This is a genomic window from Caballeronia sp. ATUFL_M2_KS44 (assembly GCF_023630965.1).
GTDB classification, from domain to species: Bacteria; Pseudomonadota; Gammaproteobacteria; order Burkholderiales; family Burkholderiaceae; genus Caballeronia; species Caballeronia concitans.
This window is the reverse complement of record NZ_JALQEA010000006.1, coordinates 1,273,033-1,294,321: the sequence shown is the minus strand read 5'-3', so window position 1 is coordinate 1,294,321 and position 21,289 is coordinate 1,273,033. Positions and strand designations below refer to the sequence as shown.

Annotated in this window: 21 protein-coding genes; 3 read left to right on the top strand and 18 right to left on the bottom strand. The window is 64.6% G+C overall.

Annotation, left to right across the window (positions count from 1 at the left end):
* Positions 1-3: 3 nt before the first annotated feature.
* From NCR39_RS06215 to NCR39_RS06200, 4 genes are all read right to left on the bottom strand, one after another.
* A complete protein-coding gene (locus NCR39_RS06215) occupies positions 4-1,089 on the bottom strand; it encodes a BMP family ABC transporter substrate-binding protein (protein ID WP_250451328.1) in 1,086 nt (361 codons plus the stop codon).
* A 203-nt stretch (positions 1,090-1,292) separates the two neighbouring features.
* Positions 1,293-2,222, bottom strand: a complete 930-nt coding sequence (locus tag NCR39_RS06210) for an ABC transporter permease (RefSeq protein ID WP_250451327.1) — start codon at positions 2,220-2,222, stop codon at positions 1,293-1,295.
* A gap of 11 nt (positions 2,223-2,233) precedes the next feature.
* Positions 2,234-3,340, bottom strand: coding sequence for an ABC transporter permease (locus NCR39_RS06205; RefSeq protein ID WP_250451325.1), 1,107 nt, complete (start codon positions 3,338-3,340; stop codon positions 2,234-2,236).
* Positions 3,337-4,914 carry an ABC transporter ATP-binding protein gene (locus tag NCR39_RS06200; protein WP_250451324.1) on the bottom strand — a complete coding sequence of 526 codons (1,578 nt, stop codon included), beginning with the start codon at positions 4,912-4,914 and terminating at the stop codon, positions 3,337-3,339. Before NCR39_RS06200 ends, NCR39_RS06205 begins: the two co-directional genes overlap by 4 nt.
* A 269-nt stretch (positions 4,915-5,183) precedes the next feature.
* Between NCR39_RS06200 and NCR39_RS06195 the strand changes: the two genes are divergently transcribed.
* A complete protein-coding gene (locus NCR39_RS06195; RefSeq protein ID WP_008349998.1) occupies positions 5,184-6,116 on the top strand; it encodes a LysR substrate-binding domain-containing protein in 933 nt (310 codons plus the stop codon).
* A gap of 12 nt (positions 6,117-6,128) precedes the next feature.
* Here the strand turns inward: NCR39_RS06195 and NCR39_RS06190 are convergent, their stop codons facing one another.
* The gene (locus NCR39_RS06190; RefSeq protein ID WP_250451323.1) at positions 6,129-7,487 is read right to left on the bottom strand and encodes an 8-oxoguanine deaminase; all 1,359 of its coding nucleotides are present in this window, start codon (positions 7,485-7,487) and stop codon (positions 6,129-6,131) included.
* Between the two features lie 437 nt (positions 7,488-7,924).
* On the opposite strand from NCR39_RS06190, the gene uraH reads away from it, so the two are divergent.
* Together uraH and NCR39_RS06180 are read left to right on the top strand one after the other, a co-directional pair.
* Positions 7,925-8,278 (top strand): hydroxyisourate hydrolase, encoded by a 354-nt coding sequence (gene uraH / locus NCR39_RS06185; protein ID WP_250451322.1) that lies wholly within the window; start codon positions 7,925-7,927, stop codon positions 8,276-8,278.
* A 68-nt stretch (positions 8,279-8,346) separates the two neighbouring features.
* Positions 8,347-9,540: a urate hydroxylase PuuD gene (locus NCR39_RS06180; protein ID WP_250451321.1), complete on the top strand. Its 1,194-nt coding sequence runs from the start codon at positions 8,347-8,349 to the stop codon at positions 9,538-9,540.
* A 58-nt stretch (positions 9,541-9,598) separates the two neighbouring features.
* On the opposite strand, the gene ltaE is transcribed toward NCR39_RS06180, so the two are convergent.
* The 13 genes from ltaE to NCR39_RS06115 form a co-directional block, all read right to left on the bottom strand.
* On the bottom strand, positions 9,599-10,606 hold the full coding sequence (ltaE, locus tag NCR39_RS06175; RefSeq protein ID WP_250451320.1) for a low-specificity L-threonine aldolase: 1,008 nt from the start codon (positions 10,604-10,606) through the stop codon (positions 9,599-9,601).
* 125 nt (positions 10,607-10,731) lie between these two features.
* Complete coding sequence (locus NCR39_RS06170; RefSeq protein ID WP_040049541.1) at positions 10,732-11,232, bottom strand: ureidoglycolate lyase; 501 nt, start codon at positions 11,230-11,232, stop codon at positions 10,732-10,734.
* The gene (alc, locus tag NCR39_RS06165; RefSeq protein WP_250451319.1) at positions 11,232-12,242 is read right to left on the bottom strand and encodes an allantoicase; all 1,011 of its coding nucleotides are present in this window, start codon (positions 12,240-12,242) and stop codon (positions 11,232-11,234) included. The genes NCR39_RS06170 and alc overlap by 1 nt, the downstream gene beginning before the upstream one ends.
* Positions 12,243-12,273: 31 nt before the next feature.
* On the bottom strand, positions 12,274-12,795 hold the full coding sequence (uraD, locus tag NCR39_RS06160) for a 2-oxo-4-hydroxy-4-carboxy-5-ureidoimidazoline decarboxylase (protein ID WP_250451318.1): 522 nt from the start codon (positions 12,793-12,795) through the stop codon (positions 12,274-12,276).
* Positions 12,792-13,763: an allantoinase PuuE gene (gene puuE, locus NCR39_RS06155; RefSeq protein ID WP_250451317.1), complete on the bottom strand. Its 972-nt coding sequence runs from the start codon at positions 13,761-13,763 to the stop codon at positions 12,792-12,794. Before puuE ends, uraD begins: the two co-directional genes overlap by 4 nt.
* Before the next feature lie 97 nt (positions 13,764-13,860).
* Positions 13,861-14,595, bottom strand: coding sequence for an aspartate/glutamate racemase family protein (locus tag NCR39_RS06150; RefSeq protein ID WP_250451316.1), 735 nt, complete (start codon positions 14,593-14,595; stop codon positions 13,861-13,863).
* A 92-nt stretch (positions 14,596-14,687) separates the two neighbouring features.
* Complete coding sequence (locus tag NCR39_RS06145; RefSeq protein WP_250451315.1) at positions 14,688-16,196, bottom strand: NCS1 family nucleobase:cation symporter-1; 1,509 nt, start codon at positions 16,194-16,196, stop codon at positions 14,688-14,690.
* A 319-nt stretch (positions 16,197-16,515) separates the two neighbouring features.
* Positions 16,516-17,223, bottom strand: coding sequence for a GntR family transcriptional regulator (locus NCR39_RS06140; protein ID WP_502800177.1), 708 nt, complete (start codon positions 17,221-17,223; stop codon positions 16,516-16,518).
* 344 nt (positions 17,224-17,567) lie between these two features.
* Positions 17,568-18,488 carry a muramoyltetrapeptide carboxypeptidase gene (gene ldcA / locus NCR39_RS06135; RefSeq protein WP_250451313.1) on the bottom strand — a complete coding sequence of 307 codons (921 nt, stop codon included), beginning with the start codon at positions 18,486-18,488 and terminating at the stop codon, positions 17,568-17,570.
* A 5-nt stretch (positions 18,489-18,493) separates the two neighbouring features.
* The gene (tadA, locus tag NCR39_RS06130) at positions 18,494-19,075 is read right to left on the bottom strand and encodes a tRNA adenosine(34) deaminase TadA (RefSeq protein WP_250451312.1); all 582 of its coding nucleotides are present in this window, start codon (positions 19,073-19,075) and stop codon (positions 18,494-18,496) included.
* Positions 19,072-19,470 carry a DnaJ family domain-containing protein gene (locus tag NCR39_RS06125; RefSeq protein ID WP_250451311.1) on the bottom strand — a complete coding sequence of 133 codons (399 nt, stop codon included), beginning with the start codon at positions 19,468-19,470 and terminating at the stop codon, positions 19,072-19,074. Before NCR39_RS06125 ends, tadA begins: the two co-directional genes overlap by 4 nt.
* A gap of 223 nt (positions 19,471-19,693) precedes the next feature.
* Positions 19,694-20,431: an ABC transporter ATP-binding protein gene (locus tag NCR39_RS06120; RefSeq protein WP_250451310.1), complete on the bottom strand. Its 738-nt coding sequence runs from the start codon at positions 20,429-20,431 to the stop codon at positions 19,694-19,696.
* Positions 20,428-21,288, bottom strand: a complete 861-nt coding sequence (locus tag NCR39_RS06115; protein ID WP_250451309.1) for an ABC transporter ATP-binding protein — start codon at positions 21,286-21,288, stop codon at positions 20,428-20,430. The genes NCR39_RS06120 and NCR39_RS06115 overlap by 4 nt, the downstream gene beginning before the upstream one ends.
* Position 21,289: the final 1 nt, after the last annotated feature.

Here is a 21,289-nt window from a genome sequence, read left to right as displayed (position 1 = left end):
GCGTTACTTCGGCAGCGAGCCGTCCACGCCTTCCACGTACCAGTTGATGCGCTGCAGTTCCGGATCCGTCAGCGTCTTGCCGGCCGGCACCTTCTCCGCGCCCGACTGATCCTTGATCGGACCCGTGAACACGTCGCGCTTGCCGCTATGCAGTTCCTCGCGCTGGGCGGCGACGGCCTGCATCGCCTTCGCGGGAATCACGCCGCTGTTCAGGTCTTCAAGGTCCACCGCCTTCTGCGGAATGCCGAGCCACACCGGATCGTTCTTCCACTTGCCGTCCATGACCTTCTGGATCACGTCGTTGTAGTACACGCCCCAGTGCGCGACGACCGAGCCCAGATGCGCGTTGGGGCCGAACTTCTTCATGTTCGAATCCCAGCCGAACGCATAGACGTGCTTTTCGTTCGCGGTGTTGAGCGTCGCGTTCGAATCGGTGTTCTGCAGCAGCACGTCCGCGCCCTGCCCGATCAGCGTTTCAGCCGCCTGCTTTTCCTTGCCCGGATCGAACCAGCTGTTGATCCAGATGACCTTCGTGTGGATCTTCGGATTCACCGAGCGCGCGCCCAGCGTGTACGCGTTGATGTTGCGCACCACTTCCGGAATCGGCACCGACGCCACGAAGCCGAGCGTGTTCGTCTTCGTCACGTAGCCGGCGGCGACGCCCGCGAGATAGGCGCCCTGATACATGCGCACGTCGTACGTGCCGAAGTTCTTCGCTTTCTTGAAGCCCGTTGCCGACAGGAAAACCGTGTCGGGGAAGTCCTTCGCCACCTTCAGCGCGAAGTCCTGATAGCCGAAGCTCGTCGCGAAGATGATCTTGTTGCCCTTGTTCGCGAGATCGCGGAACACGCGTTCCGAGTCGGCGGATTCCGGCACGTTCTCCACGCGCGTGATCTTGATCTTGTTGCCGTACTTCGCTTCGGCTTCCTTCGATCCGGCGTCGTGCGCGAAGGTCCAGCCCGCATCGCCCGGATTGCCGAGATAAACGAACGCGACGCCCGGTGCATCCGCGGCTTGCGCGCTTGCAGCGGCGAGCGTCGCCGACAGTGCGACCGTGGCCGCGATCGCCTTCAGCCCTGCTTTATTCATTGCGTGATTCTCCTTTTGGATGTTGTATGCAAAACGGAAAGCGGTTCGCCTGAAGTTTCATCGGCCAAAAAAGCCGGCGGAACCCGGGCGCGCGCGGTGCGGCAAGACAGCAACAGACGCGTCGGTGATCGCATCGCGCGGCATTTTGAATGCGGCACTTTGCATGCAACGCGATGCATGCAAAAAACCAGAACACGCGTGCATCAGCTCGCGGCGAAAAACGGCTTGCCGAGCGATGCCGGCGCGTTCAGCTTGATCGTGTTCGGATTGCGCGAGATCAGCACCAGCACGACGATGGTCGCGAGATACGGCAGCATCGCGAGGAACTGCGTCGGCACCGGTACGCCGATGGCCTGCGCATAGAACTGCAACGCCATCACCGCGCCGAAGAGCAGCGCGCCGATCAGCAGGCGGCCCGGACGCCACGTCGCGAACACGACGAGCGCAAGCGCGATCCACCCGCGCCCCGAGGTCAGTTGTTCTTGCCAGACGTGCAGATAGACGATCGAGTAATAGCCGCCCGCGATGCCCGCCATCGCGCCGCCGAAAAGCGTCGCGCCGTAGCGAACGCCGACGACCGGAAAGCCGACCGAATGCGCGACCGCCGGCGATTCGCCGACCGAGCGCAGCACGAGCCCCGCGCGCGTCTTGTACAGAAACCAGCCGATCAGCGCGAACATCGCGAATGCGAGGTAGCCGAGCGGCGTCAGCGAGAAGATGGCCGGGCCGAGCACCGGAATGCTGGAAAGAGCGGGAATCGGCATCACGTCGATGCTCGCGCGCACCGCCGCCGACGTGTACGGCTTGCCGACGTACGCCGAGAAGCCGATGCCGAAGATCGTGAGCGAGAGGCCGGTGGCGACCTGATTCGCGAGCATCGTGATGGTGAGAAAGCCGAAGAGCAGCGCCATCGCGAGACCCGCGAACACCGACGCGACGACGCCGAGCCACGGGCTGCCGGTGATCGCGGTGACCGCGTATCCGGTGACCGCGCCCATCAGCATCATGCCTTCGACGCCGAGGTTGAGCACGCCCGACTTTTCGGCGACGAGTTCGCCCGCGCCCGCGAACATCAGCGGAATGGCCGCGACGACCGCGCTCGATGCGAGATTGCTGGCTTGATTGATGTCCATCTGTGTCTCTCTTAAGCGGCGTGGTGCACCGGCGTGCGACGCCGGATGCGGTAATTGACGAAAAGATCGCAGCCGAGCAGACAGAACAGCAGCAAACCCTGAAACACGCCCGCGAGCGCCTGAGGCAGTTGCAGCGACGTTTGCACCGCTTCGCCGCCGAGATACAGGAGCGCCATCAACAGACTCGCGAGCACGATGCCGATCGGATGCAGCCGCCCGACGAACACGACGATGATCGCCGTGAAGCCGTAGCCCGGCGACCAGCTCGCCTGAAGCTGCCCGATGGGACCGGCCACTTCGCCCATGCCGGCGAGTCCCGCGAGACCGCCCGAAAGGAGCAGCGACGTCCAGATCGTCTTCTTGTCGGAGAAGCCCGCGTAGCGCGCGGCCAGCGGCGCGAGACCGCCGACGTTCATCCGGAAGCCCGCGAAACTCTTGCGCATGAAGAGCCACACGAGCGGCACCGCGATCGCCGTCAGAAACACCGACGCGTTGATGCGCGTGCCCTTGAGCCACGTCCAGTGCCAGTCGCCGTAGAGACGCGGGAACAGCGCATCGTCGACGAACATCGCGGAAATCGGGAAGTTCATGCCCTCCGGATCGCGCCACGGGCCGCTCACCAGATAGATGAGCAACTGCGTCGCGACGTACGTGAGCATGAGGCTCGTGAGAATCTCGTTCGTGTTGAAGCGGCTCTTGAGCAGCGCGGGAATCGCGGCCCACGCCATGCCGCCCGCGACGCCGCCCGCCATCATCAGCGGCAGCGTCCACCAGCCGGACGCGTCGCCCGCATGAATGGCGATGCCGCCCGCGACGATGCCGCCCAGCAGCATCTGCCCTTCCGCGCCGATGTTCCACACGTTCGCGCGGTATCCGACCGCGAGCCCGAGCCCGATGAGGCACAGCGGCGACGCCTTCAGCACGAGTTCCGACCAGCCGTTGATGTTCGAAAGCGGCTCGATGAAGAACGCGTGCATCGCGCGCAGCGGGTCTTGCCCGACGATGCTGAAAATCAGGAAGCCGATGACGAGCGTCGCGACAGCGGCGACGACCGGCACGGCGAGCTGCATGACGCGCGACGGCGTCGGGCGCGCTTCGAGTCGATAGGGAAAGATCATGCTTTGTGGCTCAAGGAGTCGAGTTCGGCGGCGGACGTGCGCTTGCCGTCGAAGAGGCCCGCCATGAAGAGGCCGATTTCCTCGGCGTTGGTCTCGCCCGTCGCGCGCACCGGCGAGAGCTTGCCGCGCGCGAGCACGGCGAGTCGGTCGCAGATGTCGAAGAGTTCTTCCAGTTCCTCGGAAATCACGAGGATGGCGACGCCGCGCGCCGCGAGATCGAGCAATTGCTGGCGGATGAAACCCGCCGCGCCGACATCGACGCCCCAGGTCGGCTGCGCGACGACGAGCACCTTCGGCGCCTGCAATATCTCGCGTCCGACGATGAACTTCTGCAAGTTGCCGCCCGAGAGACTCTGCGCGAGCGCGCCGCTGCCGCCGCAACGCACGTCGAACGCTTCGATGCAGCGGTCGGCGAACGCTTTCATCGCGCCGGATTTGATCCAGCCGCCCTGCACCAGCTTCTGCCGATGCGCGGTGAGCAAACCGTTGTCGGCAAGCGACATCGCCGGGACCGCGCCGCGTCCGAGCCGCTCTTCGGGCACGAACGCGAAGCCGAGCCGCCGGCGCGCGCCTGCCGTGAGACGCGCGGCGGGCGTGCCGCAGATCGAGACGGCATCGGGCGCGGCCTGACGATCGCGGATTTCGCCGGACAGCGCCGCGAGCAACTCCGCCTGGCCGTTGCCCGACACGCCCGCGATGCCGAAGATTTCGCCCGCGCGCACGCCGAAGGACACGTTTTCGAGCGACGTGCCGAACGGATCGGGACTCGCCACGGAAAGATCCTTCACCGCGAGCAGCACATCGCCGGGCGTATGCGCGCGCCGCGTGTAGTCCGGCAGACTGTGGCCGACCATCAATTGCGCGAGCGACGCATGCGTTTCCTTGCGCGGATCGACGTTGCCGGTCACGCGGCCGCCCCGCATCACGGTGGCGTTCTCGCAAAGCGACTGGATTTCGTCGAGCTTGTGGCTGATATAGAGAATGCTGCAGCCTTCCGCCGCGAGCCGGCGCAAGACCTTGAAGAGCTTCTGAACCGCTTGCGGCGTCAGCACCGAAGTCGGTTCGTCCATGATGAGCAGACGCGGATTCTGCAGCAGGCATCGCACGATCTCGACGCGCTGCCGCTCGCCCACCGTCAGGCTATGAACGTGCCGCTGCGGATCGACATCGAGGCCGTAGTCCGCCGATACCTCGCGGATGCGCTTCGACAGCGCCTTCATGTCGAATTTATCGTCGAGCGCGAGCGCGATGTTTTCAGCGACCGTCAGCGTCTCGAACAGCGAGAAATGCTGAAACACCATGCCGATGCCGAGCTTGCGGGCCGCCGCCGGACTGCCGATTTCAACCGGTTCGCCCTGCCAGCGGATCTCGCCTTCATCCGGCCGCACGGCGCCGTAGATGATCTTCATCAGCGTGGATTTGCCCGCGCCGTTTTCGCCGAGCACGGCGTGAATCTCGCCCGGCATCACGACGAGATTCACTCCGTCGTTGGCCTTGACGGACGGATACTGCTTGCTGATGCCGGACAACGCCAGGCGCGGAGGCGTTGTCGAATTCGAAATGGCGTCGCTCATTGAGCTCAGAGATTGCGCCCGGCCACCGAGCAGGCCGGACTGGGAAAAGTTACCGCGACAGCGAACGACACCCGAGCGTCGCGCATATTCATGCCGCGGGCAGAATTTACAGAATTCGCGCCCCTAAGTCGATAACTCAAAATTCTCTGTCGCTTCTCGCACAGCGCCTGTTTGCGGGTAAGCCACACCTTGACGCAATTCTTGTGTCATATTAAAAATGATATGTAGTCACCCCGCATCGATCAGCCAGAACATATAGTGGAGATAACATGAGTCAGCAACGCGAGGCGATCGATACGTACTTATTGCGCGTCTTGCATACCCTGCTGATGGAGCGCAGCGTCACGCGCGCGGCCGTCAAGCTCAATCAGTCCCAACCCGCCATCAGCGCCGCGCTGCGCCGCCTTCGCGACATCACCGGCGACCCGCTTCTCGTGCGCGGCAAGTCCGGCATGGTGCCGACCGAATACGGCCTGCGCCTGCTCGAACCGACGCAGAACGCCTTGCGCGAAATCGAGCGCATCAAGGTCCAGCAACACAACTTCGATCCGTCGACGTCCGTGCGGTGCTATCGCATCGGCTGTCCCGACTATCTGAACGTGCTCTTCGTGCCGACCGTCGTCGAGCGGTTTCGTCAGGCCGCGCCGAACGCCACGCTCGAGTTTCATTCGCTCGGGCCGGCGTTCGACTACGAACTCGCGCTGGAAGACGGCAAGCTCGATATCGTCGTCGGCAACTGGCCGGAGCCGCCCGAGCAACTGCATCTGTCGAATCTTTTCGTCGACAAGATCGTCTGCCTCGTGAGCAACACGCATCCGTTCGCGAAGCGCGGCGGGCTCACGCTCGATCAATATCTCAACGCGCCGCATCTCGCGCCGACGCCCTATTCCGTTGGACAGCGCGGCGCAATCGACGTGCACCTCGCGCGCGAGCGTCTGAAGCGCCATGTCGTCGTCACGCTGCCGTACTTCAATCTTGCGCCTTACGTGCTGATCAAGTCCGATCTCGTGTTCACGACCACGCGCCTCTTCGCCGATCACTACGCGCGGTTCCTGCCGCTCGCGGTCGTGCCCGCGCCGCTCGATTTTCCGCCGATGCAGTATTACCAGCTTTGGCACGAGCGCTGCCATTACTCCGATGAAGTCCGCTGGCTGCGCGGGCTCGTCGCCGAAGCGACGCGCTCGCTGATCGACCAGCCCTGACGTTTCGCGGCGCTATCGCGCGCGGTCCGCGAGATCGCGTGCGAGCGCGTTATGCCGCTCGACGACCGCGCGCACATCCACCGTCGTCAGCCGCCCTTCCTTCACGACCACTTTTCCGTCGATGACGCTCGTCGCCACTTGCGACGGCGCGCAGAACACGAGCGCCGCGACCGGATCGTGCAACGCGCCCGCGAACGCCGGCTGCGACAGGTCGAACGACACGAAGTCCGCCGCCATGCCGGGCGCGAGCGCGCCGATGTCATCGCGGTTGAGCACTTTCGCGCCGCCGAGCGTCGCGATTTCGAGGGCTTCGCGCGCCGTCATCGCATCGGGACCGAAGCCGACGCGCTGCAGCAGCAACGCCTGCCGCACTTCCGCGACCATCTGCGCGCCATCGTTGGACGCGGAGCCGTCCACGCCCAGGCCGACCGGCACGCCCGCATCGCGCATCGCACGGATCGGCGCGATGCCCGACGCGAGCCGCATGTTCGAGCACGGACAATGCGCGACGCCGGTTCCCGTGCGCGCGAACAGCGCGATGCCCGGCTCGTCGAGCTGGACACAATGCGCGTGCCACACGTCGTGGCCGACCCAGCCGAGGTCTTCCGCGTACTCGGCGGGCGTCATGCCGAACTTCTCGCGGCTATACGCGACATCGTTCACGTTTTCGGCCAGATGCGTGTGCAGCGACACGCCGTATTCGCGCGCGAGCGCCGCACTGTCGCGCATCAGCTCGCGGCTCACCGAGAACGGCGAGCACGGCGCGACGACCACGCGCAGCATCGCGTAACGGCCTTCGTCGTGATAGGTCTCGATGAGGCGCTGCGAGTCCTTCAGAATCGCGTCTTCCTTTTCGACGACCGAATCCGGCGGCAGACCGCCATCCTTCTGCCCGACGCTCATGCTGCCGCGCGCCGCGTGAAAGCGCATGCCGATTTCGCGCGCCGCCGCGATGCTGTCGTCGAGCCGGCTGCCGTTCGGATAGATATAGAGGTGATCGCTCGACGTCGTGCAGCCCGAGAGCAGCAGTTCGGCCATCGCGGTCGTCGTCGAGACGTGGATCATCTCGGGCGTGAGATGCGCCCAGATCTTGTAGAGATTCGTGAGCCAGCCGAACAGCTCGGCGTTCTGCGCGGCGGGAATCGCGCGCGTCAGGCTCTGATACATGTGGTGATGCGTGTTGACGAGGCCCGGAATGACGAGATGCCCGCGCATGTCGAGCACGTCGTCGGCGGTTTGCGGCAGTTCGCTCGTCGGGCCGGCCGCGACGATGCGGTTGTCTTCGATATACAGCGCGCCATCGGCGATTTCGCGGCGTTGCGCGTCCATCGTGACGAGCATGTGGGCGTTCTTGACTAGCAGTGTGGACATCGTTTCTCCGTCGACGGTTCGATGAATGGCATGAGAACCCCGGTTACCCAGCGTCGATCGCCGTCTTCGGGACGCGGCTTGGTTGCCGCACTCGCACTGTCCGCAGCCAAAAACATCGCCGCAATCAGCCGGGCGTCATAGTCGTCTTCACGCCCTCGATATATGCGCGAATTTTGGCGCGGGTAGCATCGCCGGAAAAGAGGCCGCTTGCGCCGCGACGATCAGGGTACGCCCTCATGCGCCCGGCATTATCTTTCCTATCGCGGGCGCACGGCGCGCCGCAAATTTCTAAAATGCTGTACACGGCGCGCATCTGAAACGCCGACGGGTATGTAGCCACTGACGTGGAGCCTCGATCCGCCGCCGCCGCACACTCCCCCGTGCGGATTTCGGATCGATGCGCGAGCCGGACATCGCACAACACAAGGAACATGCGAATGGGCAAGCTCACCACCCACGTCCTCGACACCGCGCACGGCCGCCCCGGCGCGAACATCAAAGTCGAGCTGTTCGCGCTCACCGGCGACACCCGGCGCGCGATCAAGACCACCCTCACCAACGACGACGGCCGTTGCGATTCCCCGCTGCTCGAAGGCGCGGAACTCGAAACCGGCGAGTACGAACTCGTCTTCCACGCGGGCGATTATTTCGCCGCGCTCGGCGTGAAGGTGCCCGAGCCGCGTTTCGTGGATCGCGTGGTGTTGCGCTTCGGCATCGCGGATGCGGCGTCGCACTATCACGTGCCGCTGCTCGTCTCGCCGTGGGCGTACAGCACGTATCGCGGCAGTTGAGTTGCGAACACGCATATACACATACACCAGCACAACGTGCGCATAACGAATCGGTAGTGGAGGAGTTCATGGAAGGCTTTATCACCGACTGGCTCAATCTGGCCTTGCGCTGTCTGCACGTGATCGTGGCGATCGCGTGGATCGGCGAATCGTTTTACTTCGTCGCGCTCGACAACAGCCTGAAACCGCCGCAGGACCCGAACGCGCGCCGTCGCGGCGTGTTCGGCGACTTCTGGCACGTGCACGGCGGCGGGTTCTATCACATGCAGAAGTATTCGGTCGCGCCGCAGGACATGCCCGAGAATCTGCACTGGTCGTTCTGGCCGTCGTACACGACGTGGATGTCCGGCTTCGGCCTCTTCCTCGTGCTGTATCTGCTCTCGCCGAGCACGTATCTCATCGACAAGAACGTGCTCGACATGGGGCCGGTGGTGGCCGTGGCGTCGGCGATCGGCTTTCTGCTCGCGGGCTGGATCGTGTATGACTCGCTGTGCCGTCTGCTCGGCACCAAGGACAAGCTGCTCGGCATTTGCGTCGGCATCTACGTGCTGATCGCGGCGTTCGTCGCGTGTCACGTGTTCTCGGGCCGCGCGGCGTATCTGATCACCGGTGCGATGCTCGCGACGATCATGTCGGCGAACGTGTTCTTCGTCATCATTCCGGGGCAGCGCAAGATGGTCGCGTCGATGCTCAAGGGCGAAACGCCGAACGCCATCTACGGCAAGCGCGGCAAGCAGCGCTCCGTGCACAACACGTACTTCACGCTGCCCGTCGTTTTCGCGATGCTGTCGAATCACTACGCGATGACCTACACGCACAAGTACAACTGGCTGATCCTCGTGCTGATCATGCTGGCCGGCGCGCTGATTCGCCAGTTCTTCGTGATGCGGCATCGCGGGCAGGTGCTGTGGTACATGCCCGTCGCGGGTCTCGTGCTGGTGCTCGGCGCCTTTGCATGGACGATGCCCGCGCCCAGCATGCCGGTCGCGCAGGCCGCCGGCGCGCCGACGCTCAAGGTCGCCGATATTCAGCCGATCATCCAGCAGCGTTGCGCGACGTGCCACTCGGCGCATCCGTCGATGATGGGCAGCGCGCCCGCCGGCGTCGTGCTCGATACGCCCGCCGAGATCAAGCAGAACGCGCAGCGTCTGCATCAGCAGGCGGTGACGCTGAAGGCGATGCCGCTCGGCAATGTCACGCAGATGACGGACGCGGAACGTCAGAAGATCGCCGCGTGGTTCGATGGAGGCGCGGTGCAGTAAGACTTCGCGCCCAAGCAAAATGGCCCGACCGGTTTCACGCCGGTCGGGCCATTTGCGTTCAGCGGGCCGCGAAGTACGCCTTCACGGCGTCGATCACGGTATCGATATCCTCGGGCAACACATCGCGATGCGTGACGAACCGCGACGCATACAGCATCTGCGTGAGGATGCCGCGCTCTTTCAGCCACGCTTCGAGCCGCTCGCAATGCGCCTGCGGAATCTGCGCGAAGACCATGTTGGTCGCCTGCGATTGAATCGAGATGCCGTCGATCTGCGCGAGCCCTGCTGCGAGACGCGCGGCGTTGTCGTGATCCTGCGCGAGTCCATCGACGTGATGATCCAGCGCATACAGACACGCCGCCGCGAGCAGGCCGGCTTGCCGCATGCCGCCGCCGAGCACCTTGCGCCAGCGCGCCGCGACATCGACCAGCGCGCGGCTTCCGACCAGCACCGATCCCACCGGCGCGCCCATTCCCTTCGAAAAGCAGATGGACACCGTGTCGAACGGCGCGCACAGCTCGCTCACCGGGCGTGCCGACGCGACGGCCGCATTGAACACGCGCGCGCCGTCGAGATGCGTCGAGAGTCCGCGATCGCGCGCGAGCTTCGTCGCTTCCGTCACATACGAAGCCGGCAGCACTTTCCCGCCGATGGTGTTCTCCAGCGCGAGCAGCTTCGAGCGCGCGAAGTGATTGTCGATGGGCTTGATGGCCGCCGCGATCTTATCGAGCGGCAGCGAGCCGTCGGGCGCGTTTTCGATCGGCTGCGGCTGGATGCTGCCGAGCACCGCCGCGCCGCCGCCCTCGTATTTGTACGTATGCGCCGCCTGGCCGACGATGTATTCGTCGCCGCGCGCGCAATGCGCCATCAGCGCGGCGAGGTTGCTTTGCGTGCCGCTCGGAAAGAACAGGCCCGCTTCCTTGCCGGCGCGTTCGGCAAGCGTGGACTGGAGCCGGATGACGGTGGGATCGTCGCCCCAGACGTCGTCGCCGACTTCGGCTGCGGACATGGCCGCGAGCATCGCCTGGCTCGGGCGGGTGACGGTATCGCTGCGTAGGTCGATCATGCGTGCGGGCATCGTGGAATCGCTCGTCGGAAAGGAACCGTCTATGGTAGCCGTTTCGCGCGCCGCAAAGAAAAAGACCGGCGTTTCGCGCGCCGGTCTTTCGGGTCAGCTTTGAGGAAGCAACGTTATCGCAACGCGTCTTCCGTGAGCCATACCGATTCTCTCAGGTCCTGCTCGTTGAGGTTGTGCCCCTCTCCGCCGCGATCGACGACGATGAAATCGCTCACCTTGCCGAGCGCGAGCAACGGATGATGCCAGACGCCCTTCGCATAATTGACGCCTTGCCAGCCGCGCGTGACGAACGCGCGGATCTTCGATTCGTCGAGATCGCCCGCCGGGGCGACCACGACGAGATACGGCCGGTCATCGAGCGGCACGAACGCCTGGCTGCCGAGCGGATGCCGCTCCATCATCTTGCATTCGAACGGCAGCGTGCGCGGCTGTCCGCGAAACAGATTGACGATCGCGCGGCCGCCTTCGTCGGTCACATCCACGTTGCAGAGATCGTGGAAGCGGATCGTCGTGCCGAGGTTGATCGGAATCTGCTTCGCGCCTTCCAGTTCGATCACGTCGCCGAAAGGCTCGAACGCAGCGCGCGTCAGCGGTTCGATGGCCAGCTTCTTCATCATGCGAGCGTTCCGAAAAGACGCAGGCGCGAGACGCCGCCGTCCGGGTAGATATTGAAGCGCACGTGCGTCACCGGCCCGAGCGCCGCCAGTTCCGATTCGTAGAAATGCTGCTTGTCCATCTGCAGCTTCTGCTCGCCGAGCAGCACCGGCCAGAACATCGCCTGCGTGACGAGCGAGCTGTCCGTGCCGCCCGTGACGTACGCGGCCTGCAGCGAGCAGCGGTCCGGGAAATTGCCCTTGAAGTGCGCGGTGTCCACTTCGACTTTCTTGATGATGCCCGGCTGCGCCAGCGCGACGATACACCAGTCGTTGCCCGGTTCGCGACGACGGCGCGTTTCCCAGCCGTCGCCCATGTTGACGCCGCGGCCCGGCATCAGAAGCGTCGAGGCGAGCCCGAAGTGCTGGTTGTTCGTGCCGACCATGTACGCGCCGTTTTCCATCGCGCCGAGATCGACGAGCTGGCTGCGGTCCGCGTTGCGCCAGTCGAGCTGCGGCTGGCCATAAACACGCAGACGCGCGATGCCGCCGTCCGGATAGATGTTCACGCGCAGGTGCGTGAACGGCTGTTCCGCGCTGACGTCGAGATAGTGGTGGCTGTTGCCCTGCAGCGTCATCGACGGCACGATTTCGGTCCATTGCGTGGACTGATTCGGCGAGCCATCGGCGACATGCGCGCCTTCGATCGACGCCGCCGGCGGGAAATTGCCCGTGAAGTGGCTCGTATCGAGATCGATGCCCTTGATCACGCCCGGCCGCGCCAGCTTGACGACGCACCAGTCGTAGCCCGTCGTGCGCTTGCGGCGCGTTTCCCAACCGTCCATCCACTTGCCGTGATCGTCGAATTTGCCGGGAATGAACACGGCCGGCTCGGGGTTCAGCATGCGTTCCTTCGGCGCGAAGAAATCGTCGCTCGCCTCGAGTGCCTGCGCGCCGAGACGCGGGTCCGCGAGATTCACATAACGGCGCGTGAAGTCGGGCGCGTTGGGATCGAGTGTCGGAATTGCCATTGTCTTCGTCCTTGTTAAACGGGTGAAAGGATCAGGCCGCGATGAGGTCGTCCAACCTGAAGCGGGCGATCCGGTAAATCTGATCGAGGCTCGTGCGAAGCTCTTCGGCGCGGTCGTGATTCACGCGCTTTTCGAAGTTCGCGATGATGCCGTGACGGTCATAGCCGCGCACGGCGAGAATGAACGGAAAGCCGAATTTCTCGCGATACCGCGCGTTCAGCGATTGCAGCTTGTCGAATTCTTCCTGCGTGCAGAGGTCGAGGCCGGCGCCGCTTTGCTCGCGCGTCGATTCGGCCGTCAGTTCGCCGCGCACCGCCGCCTTGCCCGCGAGTTCCGGGTGCGCGTTGATGAGCGCGAGCTGCTTTTCGCCGCCGGCTGTTTCGACGGCTTTCGACATCGCCGCATGCAGCGAGTCGATGCTCGCGAACGGGCGTTGCGTCGCCGCGATTTCCGCGACCCACGGCGAGTGTTCGAAGATGCCCGCGAGCACGGTCACGAAGGCATCGGCGGGCATGGCGTTGAGTTGATCGAGTGTGGTTTGCATCGCTTTCATGCCGCCGTCCCGTTGTTGGTTTCGCGCTTGGTTTCACTCTTCGTCTGATACGGATGATGCTCGCGCCAGTGGCGCGCGATATCCACGCGCCGCGTCACCCAGACGCGATCGTGCTTTTCGATGTGATCGAGGAACTTCTGCAGTCCGCGGAAGCGCCCCGGACGCCCGAGCAGCCGGCAATGCATGCCGATGGAAAGCATCTTCGGCGCTTCGTCGCCTTCTTCGTAGAGCACGTCGAAGGCATCGCGCAGATAGGTGAAGAAGTGATCGCCCGTGTTGAAGCCCTGCGGCGTGGCGAAGCGCATGTCGTTGGTATCGAGCGTGTACGGCACGATCAGTTGCGGCGTGCTCTTGCCGCCCGTCACTTCGACGTCCATCCAGAACGGGAGGTCGTCGCCGTAGTAGTCCGAGTCGTAGAGAAAGCCGCCGTGTTCCGCCACCAGCCGATGCGTGTTCGGGCTGTCGCGCCCGGTGTACCAGCCGAGCGGCCGCACGCCGGTAATACGCTCGATGGCTTCCATGCCGAGCCGCATGTGCTCCGCTTCGCGTTCCGGCGACATGTCCTGATAGTGAATCCACCGATAGCCGTGACACGCGATTTCATGTCCCAGTTCGACGAACGCCTGAGACAGTTCCGGATGCCGTTCCATCGCCATGCCGACGCCGAACACCGTGAGCGGCAAGCCGCGCTTTTCGAACTCGCGCAGGATGCGCCACACGCCCGCGCGCGATCCGTACTCGTAGATCGATTCCATGCTCATGTGACGCGACGGATACGCCGCCGCGCCGACGATCTCGGACAGAAACTGCTCGGAGCCGGGATCGCCGTGCAGCACGCAGTTTTCGCCGCCTTCTTCGTAATTGAGCACGAATTGCACGGCGACGCGCGCGCGTTCCGGCCAGTTCGCCTGCACGGGGTGGCGGCCGTAGCCGATCAGGTCGCGCGGATAGTTCGGATCTAAAGACATGGCTGGGTCGGGACTGGGCGTTGAAGATCGGATTGTCGACGATTCAGTGTAGCGAAAACGCTCCGGCGCGCCCATACAGCGGCGCAGATATCCGCGATCAGCGCGGGCTGAAATCGGCGAGCACGCCGTCGTAGCGTTTGGCGAGCGGCCGCGCGAAATCGCCCCGTTTCGCCGTGTGCAGCTTGAGCGCGACGAGCGCCTCCGCCCATTTGACCGCCGCCGTCACGCCTTCGACGACCGGCGCGCCGATCGCGTCCTCCACTTCGCGGCAAAACTCCGCCATGCCCGCGCAGCCGAGCACGATCGCGTCCGAGCCGTCTTCGTCGAGCGCGCGCCGGCATTCGTCGATGATCGTTTCCCGCGCCGCCGATCCCGGTTCGTCGAGTTCGAGCACGGCGACATCCGTCGCACGCACGTTCTTGCAGAAGCGCGACATGCCGTAGCGCTCCGCGAGATGCCACGCCATGCCGCACGTGCGCGAGAGCGTCGTCACGACGGAGAAGCCCGGCGCGATGACGCTCGCCGCATGCATCGCCGCTTCCGCGATGCCGATCACCGGGCCGCGCGCCAGTTCGCGGGCCGCGTACAGCGCGGGATCGCCGAAACACGCGATCACGTAGGCATCGACGCCCTGCCGCTCGCCCGCTTCCACTTCAGCGAGCAGACCGAGCGACGCGATCGCTTCGTCGTAATAGCCTTCGATGGACGGCGGGCCCATCGTCGGGCTGACCGCGATGATCTCGGTGCCCGGCGCGGCGATATCGCGGGCGCAGCGGGCCATCGAATCGGTCATGCGCTGCGTCGTGTTCGGATTGATGAGTTTGATGCGCATTGCTGTCTCCTTTCTTCCTGCCATCCGCCGCGGCGCTTCGTCGAGCGTCCTGTCGGCGGTTCTGTTCATCGTCTCTCAGGTTCTCTTCGCGCTCAGACGGCGCGCTTGCGGTCCGCCAGCATCCAGTAGAACAACGCGCCCAGTCCCGCGCCGATGAACCACGAGAAGTTCGCGGAGGCTTCGAGCGACGGCAGCATCACGCAGAGAATCGCGATCACGGCGGCGGGCAGGAGCGCCATCACCGCGCGGCGATTCACGCCCTTCGTGTACCAGTACTTGCCGGCTTCCGACGTGGTGTAGAGATCGTCCACCGCGAGCTTGCCGCGCTTGACCAGATAAAAATCGATGATCAGGACACCATACAAAGGTCCGATGAAGCTGCCGAGAATATCGAGCGTGTAGTGAATCACGGCCGGATTGTTGAACAGGTTCCACGGCGTGATGAAGATCGACGCGGTCGCGGCCAGCATCCCGCCCATGCGCCAGCTGATGAGACGCGGCGCGACGTTCGAGAAGTCGAAAGCCGGCGACACGAAGTTGGCCACGATATTGATGCCGATGGTCGCGATGGTGAACGTCAGCGCGCCGAGAATCACGGCGGTCGGATGATCGATGCGCCCCACCGTTTCCACCGGATCGGTGATGAGCTGGCCGAACACGGGCAAGGTCGCGGCAGTCGTGATGACGGTCACGAGCGAGAACGCCAGGAAGTTGACCGGCAGGCCCCAGAAGTTGCCGCGCTTCACGCTGCGAAAGCTCTTGCCGTAGCGCGAGAAGTCGCCGAAGTTGAGCATCGGGCCGGAGAAATAGGACACGACGAGCGAGATCGCGGTGATCATCACCGGCACCACTTCCATGCCGTGATACTTCACGCCGCCGAGATTCAATCCGATATTGTGGATGCCCGCGCGCCACACCATATAGCCGGCGAGAAGGAACATCACGACATACACGGCCGGACCGGCGAAGTCGATGAACTTCTTGATCATCTCCATGCCGCGCCAGAACACCACGGCCTGCAGCACCCACAGCAGCATGAAGCCCGCCCAGCCGAGCGCGGAAAGCCCGACGAAGCCGTAGCGGTGAACATCGGCGTAAGGCATGAGCGACGGCACGAACTTCAGCACGACGATCACGAGCGCGCTCGACGCCAGATACGTCTGGATGCCGTACCACGCCACCGCGATCAGCCCGCGAATGACAGCGGGAATGTTCGCGCCGAGCACGCCGAAAGTCGCGCGGCACGCGACCGGATACGGCACGCCCGCCACCTGGCTCGGCTTCGCGATGAGATTGCACAGCACGTTCACGAGCCCGATGCCGATCAGCAGCGACACGAGCACTTGCCAGCTCGTGAGGCCGAGCGCGAAGAGACTGCCCGCGAATACGTAGCCGCCGACGCTATGCACGTCCGACATCCAGAACGCGAAGATGTTGTACGCGCCCCAGGTCTGGTTCTTCAGCGGCGCGAGGTCTTCGTTGTAGAGGCGATCGCTGTAACCGGCTGGCAAGCCGGTCTCCTGCGCGGAGGATTGTCCGTCGTACTGGTTCTCATACGGCGGCAGCGCGGAACTGCCGGGCGTTGCACTGAACTGGGCCATGACATCTCCTTCGATGGGCGGCTTGCAAAATGAAAAGGCGGCAAATGCTCGGGGTGACAAGCGTCGATCGGATACCTTCGCGCGCCCGGCCTATGAGCCGGGTCGCGCGCGATACTCTTCGGATTTGCTCGGGCCCACGGCGTGATGCCGAGAGCGAACGGCCTCGTGCCTGTTCGCCCGCCGATGGGCCTTCTTTCATTGCACGCTCTTGCAAGCGTTTCGTTCAGTGCCGCGCATGCTGCGTGTTCGCGCATGCGTCGATTCACGCGCCCTTTGGGGCGGGCGCGGTCTCCAGTCTTTTATGTCCTGCTTTGTCGCGTCATGCGCCGAACGCTTTCTCGCGTTCGCCGGGGCGCGAAAACACTTCCTTCAGATCGACGGCGCCGCGCGCGGGCCGTTCGAGCATCTTCAATTCGACATCGCGCAGATGCTGCGCCATGAGGTCCGCGGCTTTCGCGGCATCGCCTGCATCGAGCGCGGCGAGAATGGCTTCGTGATCTTCAAACGAACACGAACTCTTGCCGAGCGATTCATACAGCGCCGATATCAGCGTCGAACGCGCGACGAGCCCGGACAGGCAATCGCACAGCACCGTGTTGCCGGTGAGCGCGGCGAGTTCGGTGTGAAACTCGCCCGACAGCCGGATCCACGCGGAAAAGTCGTGGCTTTCGAATGCGCGCCGTTCACGTCCGATGGTCGTGCTGATCGACTTGAGCCGGCGCGTGCCGTGCCCTTTCCCGATCCGCTCGACAACCGCCAGTTCGATGATCCGGCGCATCTCGAACACTTCATGCACTTCCTGCAGCGACGGACTCGCGACGAACGCGCCGCGATTCGGCTCGAGATCGACGAGCCGTTCGTTCGCCAGTTGCGCGAGCGCCTGACGGACAGGACCGCGCTTTACGTCGAATACTTCGCACAACTGCGCTTCGGTCAGCTTCGCGCCGGGCGCCAGGCGATGTTCGAGGATCGCGGCGCGGATGTTCTCGGCGATCGACTCGGCATTCGCTGCGGCGGCGCCGTTCATCGGGGCGGCTGAAGCGTTCGGTGCAGCACTCGGTTTAGCGTCGGACATGATGTGCTCGCTTGCATGTTAGGCATCTTAGAATCGACATAAAGATTGTCAACAATTCAATTTAAATTCGCGGGCGCGGGAAGGATCTCGCCCGGTCTCGACCGGCCTGCGAGCCTTTTATGACGAGCCTCCAGGAAGATTCCAGCATTTTTTGTCAGCATTGTCCGCACCATTTTGTTGACAATCTTGCACTCGGTTATGCACCGTCTTGTGACGTGGAAAGTTTAAATAAAGACGGTTAGTTGCGTAGCTAGGTCATTAAAAAGGCGCTCATTCGAGAGCGCCCTTCTGCCGCGTCAAGCCAGATGCGGGTAGTCGCTCATCGTGAGCGTGAAGCCGCCCTCGTCTGCCACGAGATGCGCCGTTGCACCAAAAGGCAGCGTCAGCAGGTTCTCCACGTGGCCGAACTGCAGGCCGGTCACGAACGGAACGCCCGTCGCCGCTCTCATCTGCTCGACCATCGCGTCGAAGGTGTAGCCGTTGTCGTACTCCGAAAGACGGCCGCCGGAGAATTCGCCCATCACGACCGCCTGCTGCCGTCCGAGCACGCCCGCCTGATGCAACTGATAAATCATCCGTTCGATGCGAAACGGGTGCTCGTTCACATCTTCGATGAAGAGAATGCCGCCCTCGACGGGCGGCAGATACGGCGTGCCGACCATTGCCGCGAGCATCGCGAGATTGCCGCCCCACAGCATGCCGGTGACATCGACCGACTGGCGCTGCGGCGTCTGGCTCTTCACGGTGAAGCTCGGGTGCGAGATGGCGTTCCAGAAGTTGTGCATCGTGAACGTGCTGACGTGCTCCGCGCCGAAATCGCTGGAAAACATCGGGCCGCCAAAGGTTTTGACGGCGGCGCGTGCGTAGAGCGCGCACTGGATCGCCGTGAAATCGCTGTGGCCGACGAGCACGACCGGTTCATCCGCGAGCCGCCGCAAGCCGTCGTAATCGAGGCCGTGCAGGATGCGCGATGCGCCGTATCCGCCGCGCACGGCGAGCACGATATCCGGCAGCCGGCTCGACGGGTCCGCGAGGCGGTTGAGGTCGGCGGCGCGCTCGCTGTCGGTGCCGCCGAAGCGCTGAAAGCGCCGCCGCGTCGCTTCGACGTTCTGCACGCGATGCCCCTGCGCCCGCAATCGCCCGATGCCCCGTTCCACGGCTGCCGGATCTTGGGGATAACCAGAAGGCGCGACGAGATCGATGGTGCGTGATTTCACGGTATTCAGTTCGTTTTGGTCAGGAAAGCGTGGGCCTCGCGCGCCTGGCGTGCGGCGCGTTCTTCGCGCGCGAGCCGCCTGCGTTCGGCGAAGAAATTCTTGAGCGCGTGGCCGCATTCGTCGGCGAGCACGCCGCCCGTCACGGCCGTGTGATGATTGAGCTGCGCGTTCGCGAACATGTCGACGACACTGCCGCACGCGCCCGTCTTCGGGTCCGCCGCGCCGAACACCACGCGCGCGATGCGTGCGTGCATGATCGCGCCGGCGCACATGAGACACGGTTCGAGCGTCACGTACAGTTCGCAGCCCGGCAGCCGGTAGTTTTCGAGCGCCTGCGACGCGGCGCGCAGCGCGGCCATTTCGGCGTGCGCGGACGGATCGTGGCCGCGAATCGGATGATTGAACCCCGTGGCGATGACTTCATCGCCGAGCACGACGACCGCGCCGACCGGCACTTCGCCCGCGCGCCGCGCTTCGTCGGCGGCGAGTTGCGCGAGCGCCATGAAGCGGCGATCGCGCGCGCTGGCGGGATCGGCGTCGGCGTCGGGCGATGGGGGCGCCGCGTCGGGCGTCGTGACGAGGCTCAAGATTCCTTCGACTCCGTGTCGCCCTGTGCGGCGGCGCGCTCCGACAGCCGCTCCGCGATGCGCCGGCGATATTCGTGCGGCACGCAGCCGCCGCCGCGCAGCGATTCGATCGCCATGTCGAGCGCGAGCATCTTCACCTGGATGCGGCAGCGCGCGGCGGGGTCGGTGACCTTGTCCAGCTCTTCCTGTAGGCCGCGCAGCGCGCGGAGCTGTTCGACGGCCGGCGGGACGAAGCCCGCGTTCTTGAGAATACGATTGGCGACGCGCACTTCCTCGGGGACGAGGAGATCGTCGTCGAGCTGCTGCGGAGCGCCTGCGCCCGGCAAGTCATTGAACTCGCCGCGGGCGGCGGCTTCGTTGATCCGCTGTTCGACTAGAGCATCTAGCAATTTCATCGGGGATTACGACCGGCTTTCACCCTGAACGGGCGCGGTCTGTCACGATTTGCATGGGTTAGCCTGAAGTCGGACGGCAGCCGGAATGACGCGCTCGCGCGTTGTTCGGCACATCTCGACAATCCATCTCGTATTCTATCAGCGGGCGCGGTTGCGCTTCGGACTCGCGCACGGCCGTTCGTCGTCTGCGGAGTTTTCGCAACACGGCGCTTGCCAGAGGCGCTCAGGTGCGCGTATAGCCTTGCGTCGCGTGCAGAAGGCGGCGCGTGTAGTCGTGCTTCACATCGTGCGCCCTCACCGCTTCGATGCCCGCCTCTTCCACCACTTCGCCGTTGCGCATCACCGCGACGCGCTCGCACAGAAAACCGACCACCGCGAGGTTATGGCTCACGACGATCATCGTGAGCTTGCGTTCGCCGTGCAGACGCCGCAGCAAGTTGAGGATTTCCGCCTGCACCGATACGTCGAGCGCGGAAGTCGGCTCGTCGAGCAGCAGCACGCGCGGCTCGACGATCAGCCCACGCGCGATCGACACGCGCTGCCGCTGCCCGCCCGACAACTGATGCGGATACCGAAACCGGAACGCCGCGCCTAGGCCGACTTCGGCGAGCGCCGCGAGAATGCGCGTGTCCTGATCGCCGATGCCGTTGATCGCGAGCGGCTCGCGCAGCGTCTTATCGACCGTGAAGCGAGGATGCAGCGAGCCATACGGGTCCTGAAACACCATCTGCACGTCGCGTGCCGGACGCCGCGCCGCGTCTTGCCCGCCGATGCGCATCGCGCCGTCCGCGAGCGGCACGAGGCCCGCGAGCGCGCGCAGGAGCGTCGACTTGCCGCTGCCCGATTCGCCGACGAGCGCGAACACTTCGCCCTCCTCGATGCGCAGCGACACGTCGCGCACCGCGTCGACGTGGCCGGTTCTGGTTCGGAAGCGGATATGCGCGCGGTCGATGTCGATCATCGCGTGATCTCCGTGAGCCATGACGGATCGCGCCGCAAGGTCGGCAGTTCGGCGGGCGGATTCGCGAGCGGCGGGTTCGCGGCGAGCAGCCCGCGCGTGTACGGGTGACGCGCTTCGCCCAGATCGCGCGCCGCGCACGTTTCGACGACGCGCCCGCCGTACATGACCGCGACGCGGTCGCAGAACGACATCACGAGCGGCAAGTCGTGGCTGATGAAGATGAGGCCGGTGCGATGGCGCTCGATCATTTCGTCGAGCACGGTGAGCACCTGCATCGACACGAGGACGTCGAGCGCGCTCGTCGGCTCGTCGGCGATCAGAAGGCGCGGGCCGCTGCTGACCATCATCGCGATCATCACGCGCTGGCCCATGCCGCCCGACAGTTCGTGCGGATACGCATCCGCCACGCGCTCGGGATCGCGGATATGCACGGCCGCGAGCAAATCGACGATGCGCGCGCGCATCGCCCGCCGGCCGAGCCGCTCGCCCTGCCGCGCGATGGTCTCGCGCATCTGCTGCGCGACCGTCATCACCGGGTTCAGCGAGTATTTCGGGTCCTGCAGAATCATGCTCATTTGCGTGCCGCAGAGGCGCCGGCGCTCGTTCGGCTTCATCGCGAGCAGATCGTGGCCGTCGAAGCGCAACGCGTTCGCCGACCACTTCGCTTCGGGCGGCAAAAGACCGAGCAGCGCGCGCCCCGTCAGCGATTTCCCCGAACCCGATTCCCCGACGATGCCGAGGCGCTCGCCGCGCCGCAGCGTCAGCGAGACGCCGCGCACGGCGGGCGTGAGCGCGCCGTCGTGGCCGGCAAAGGCGACTTGCAGGCCATCGATCTCCGCGAGCGGCGTGTCGTCCATG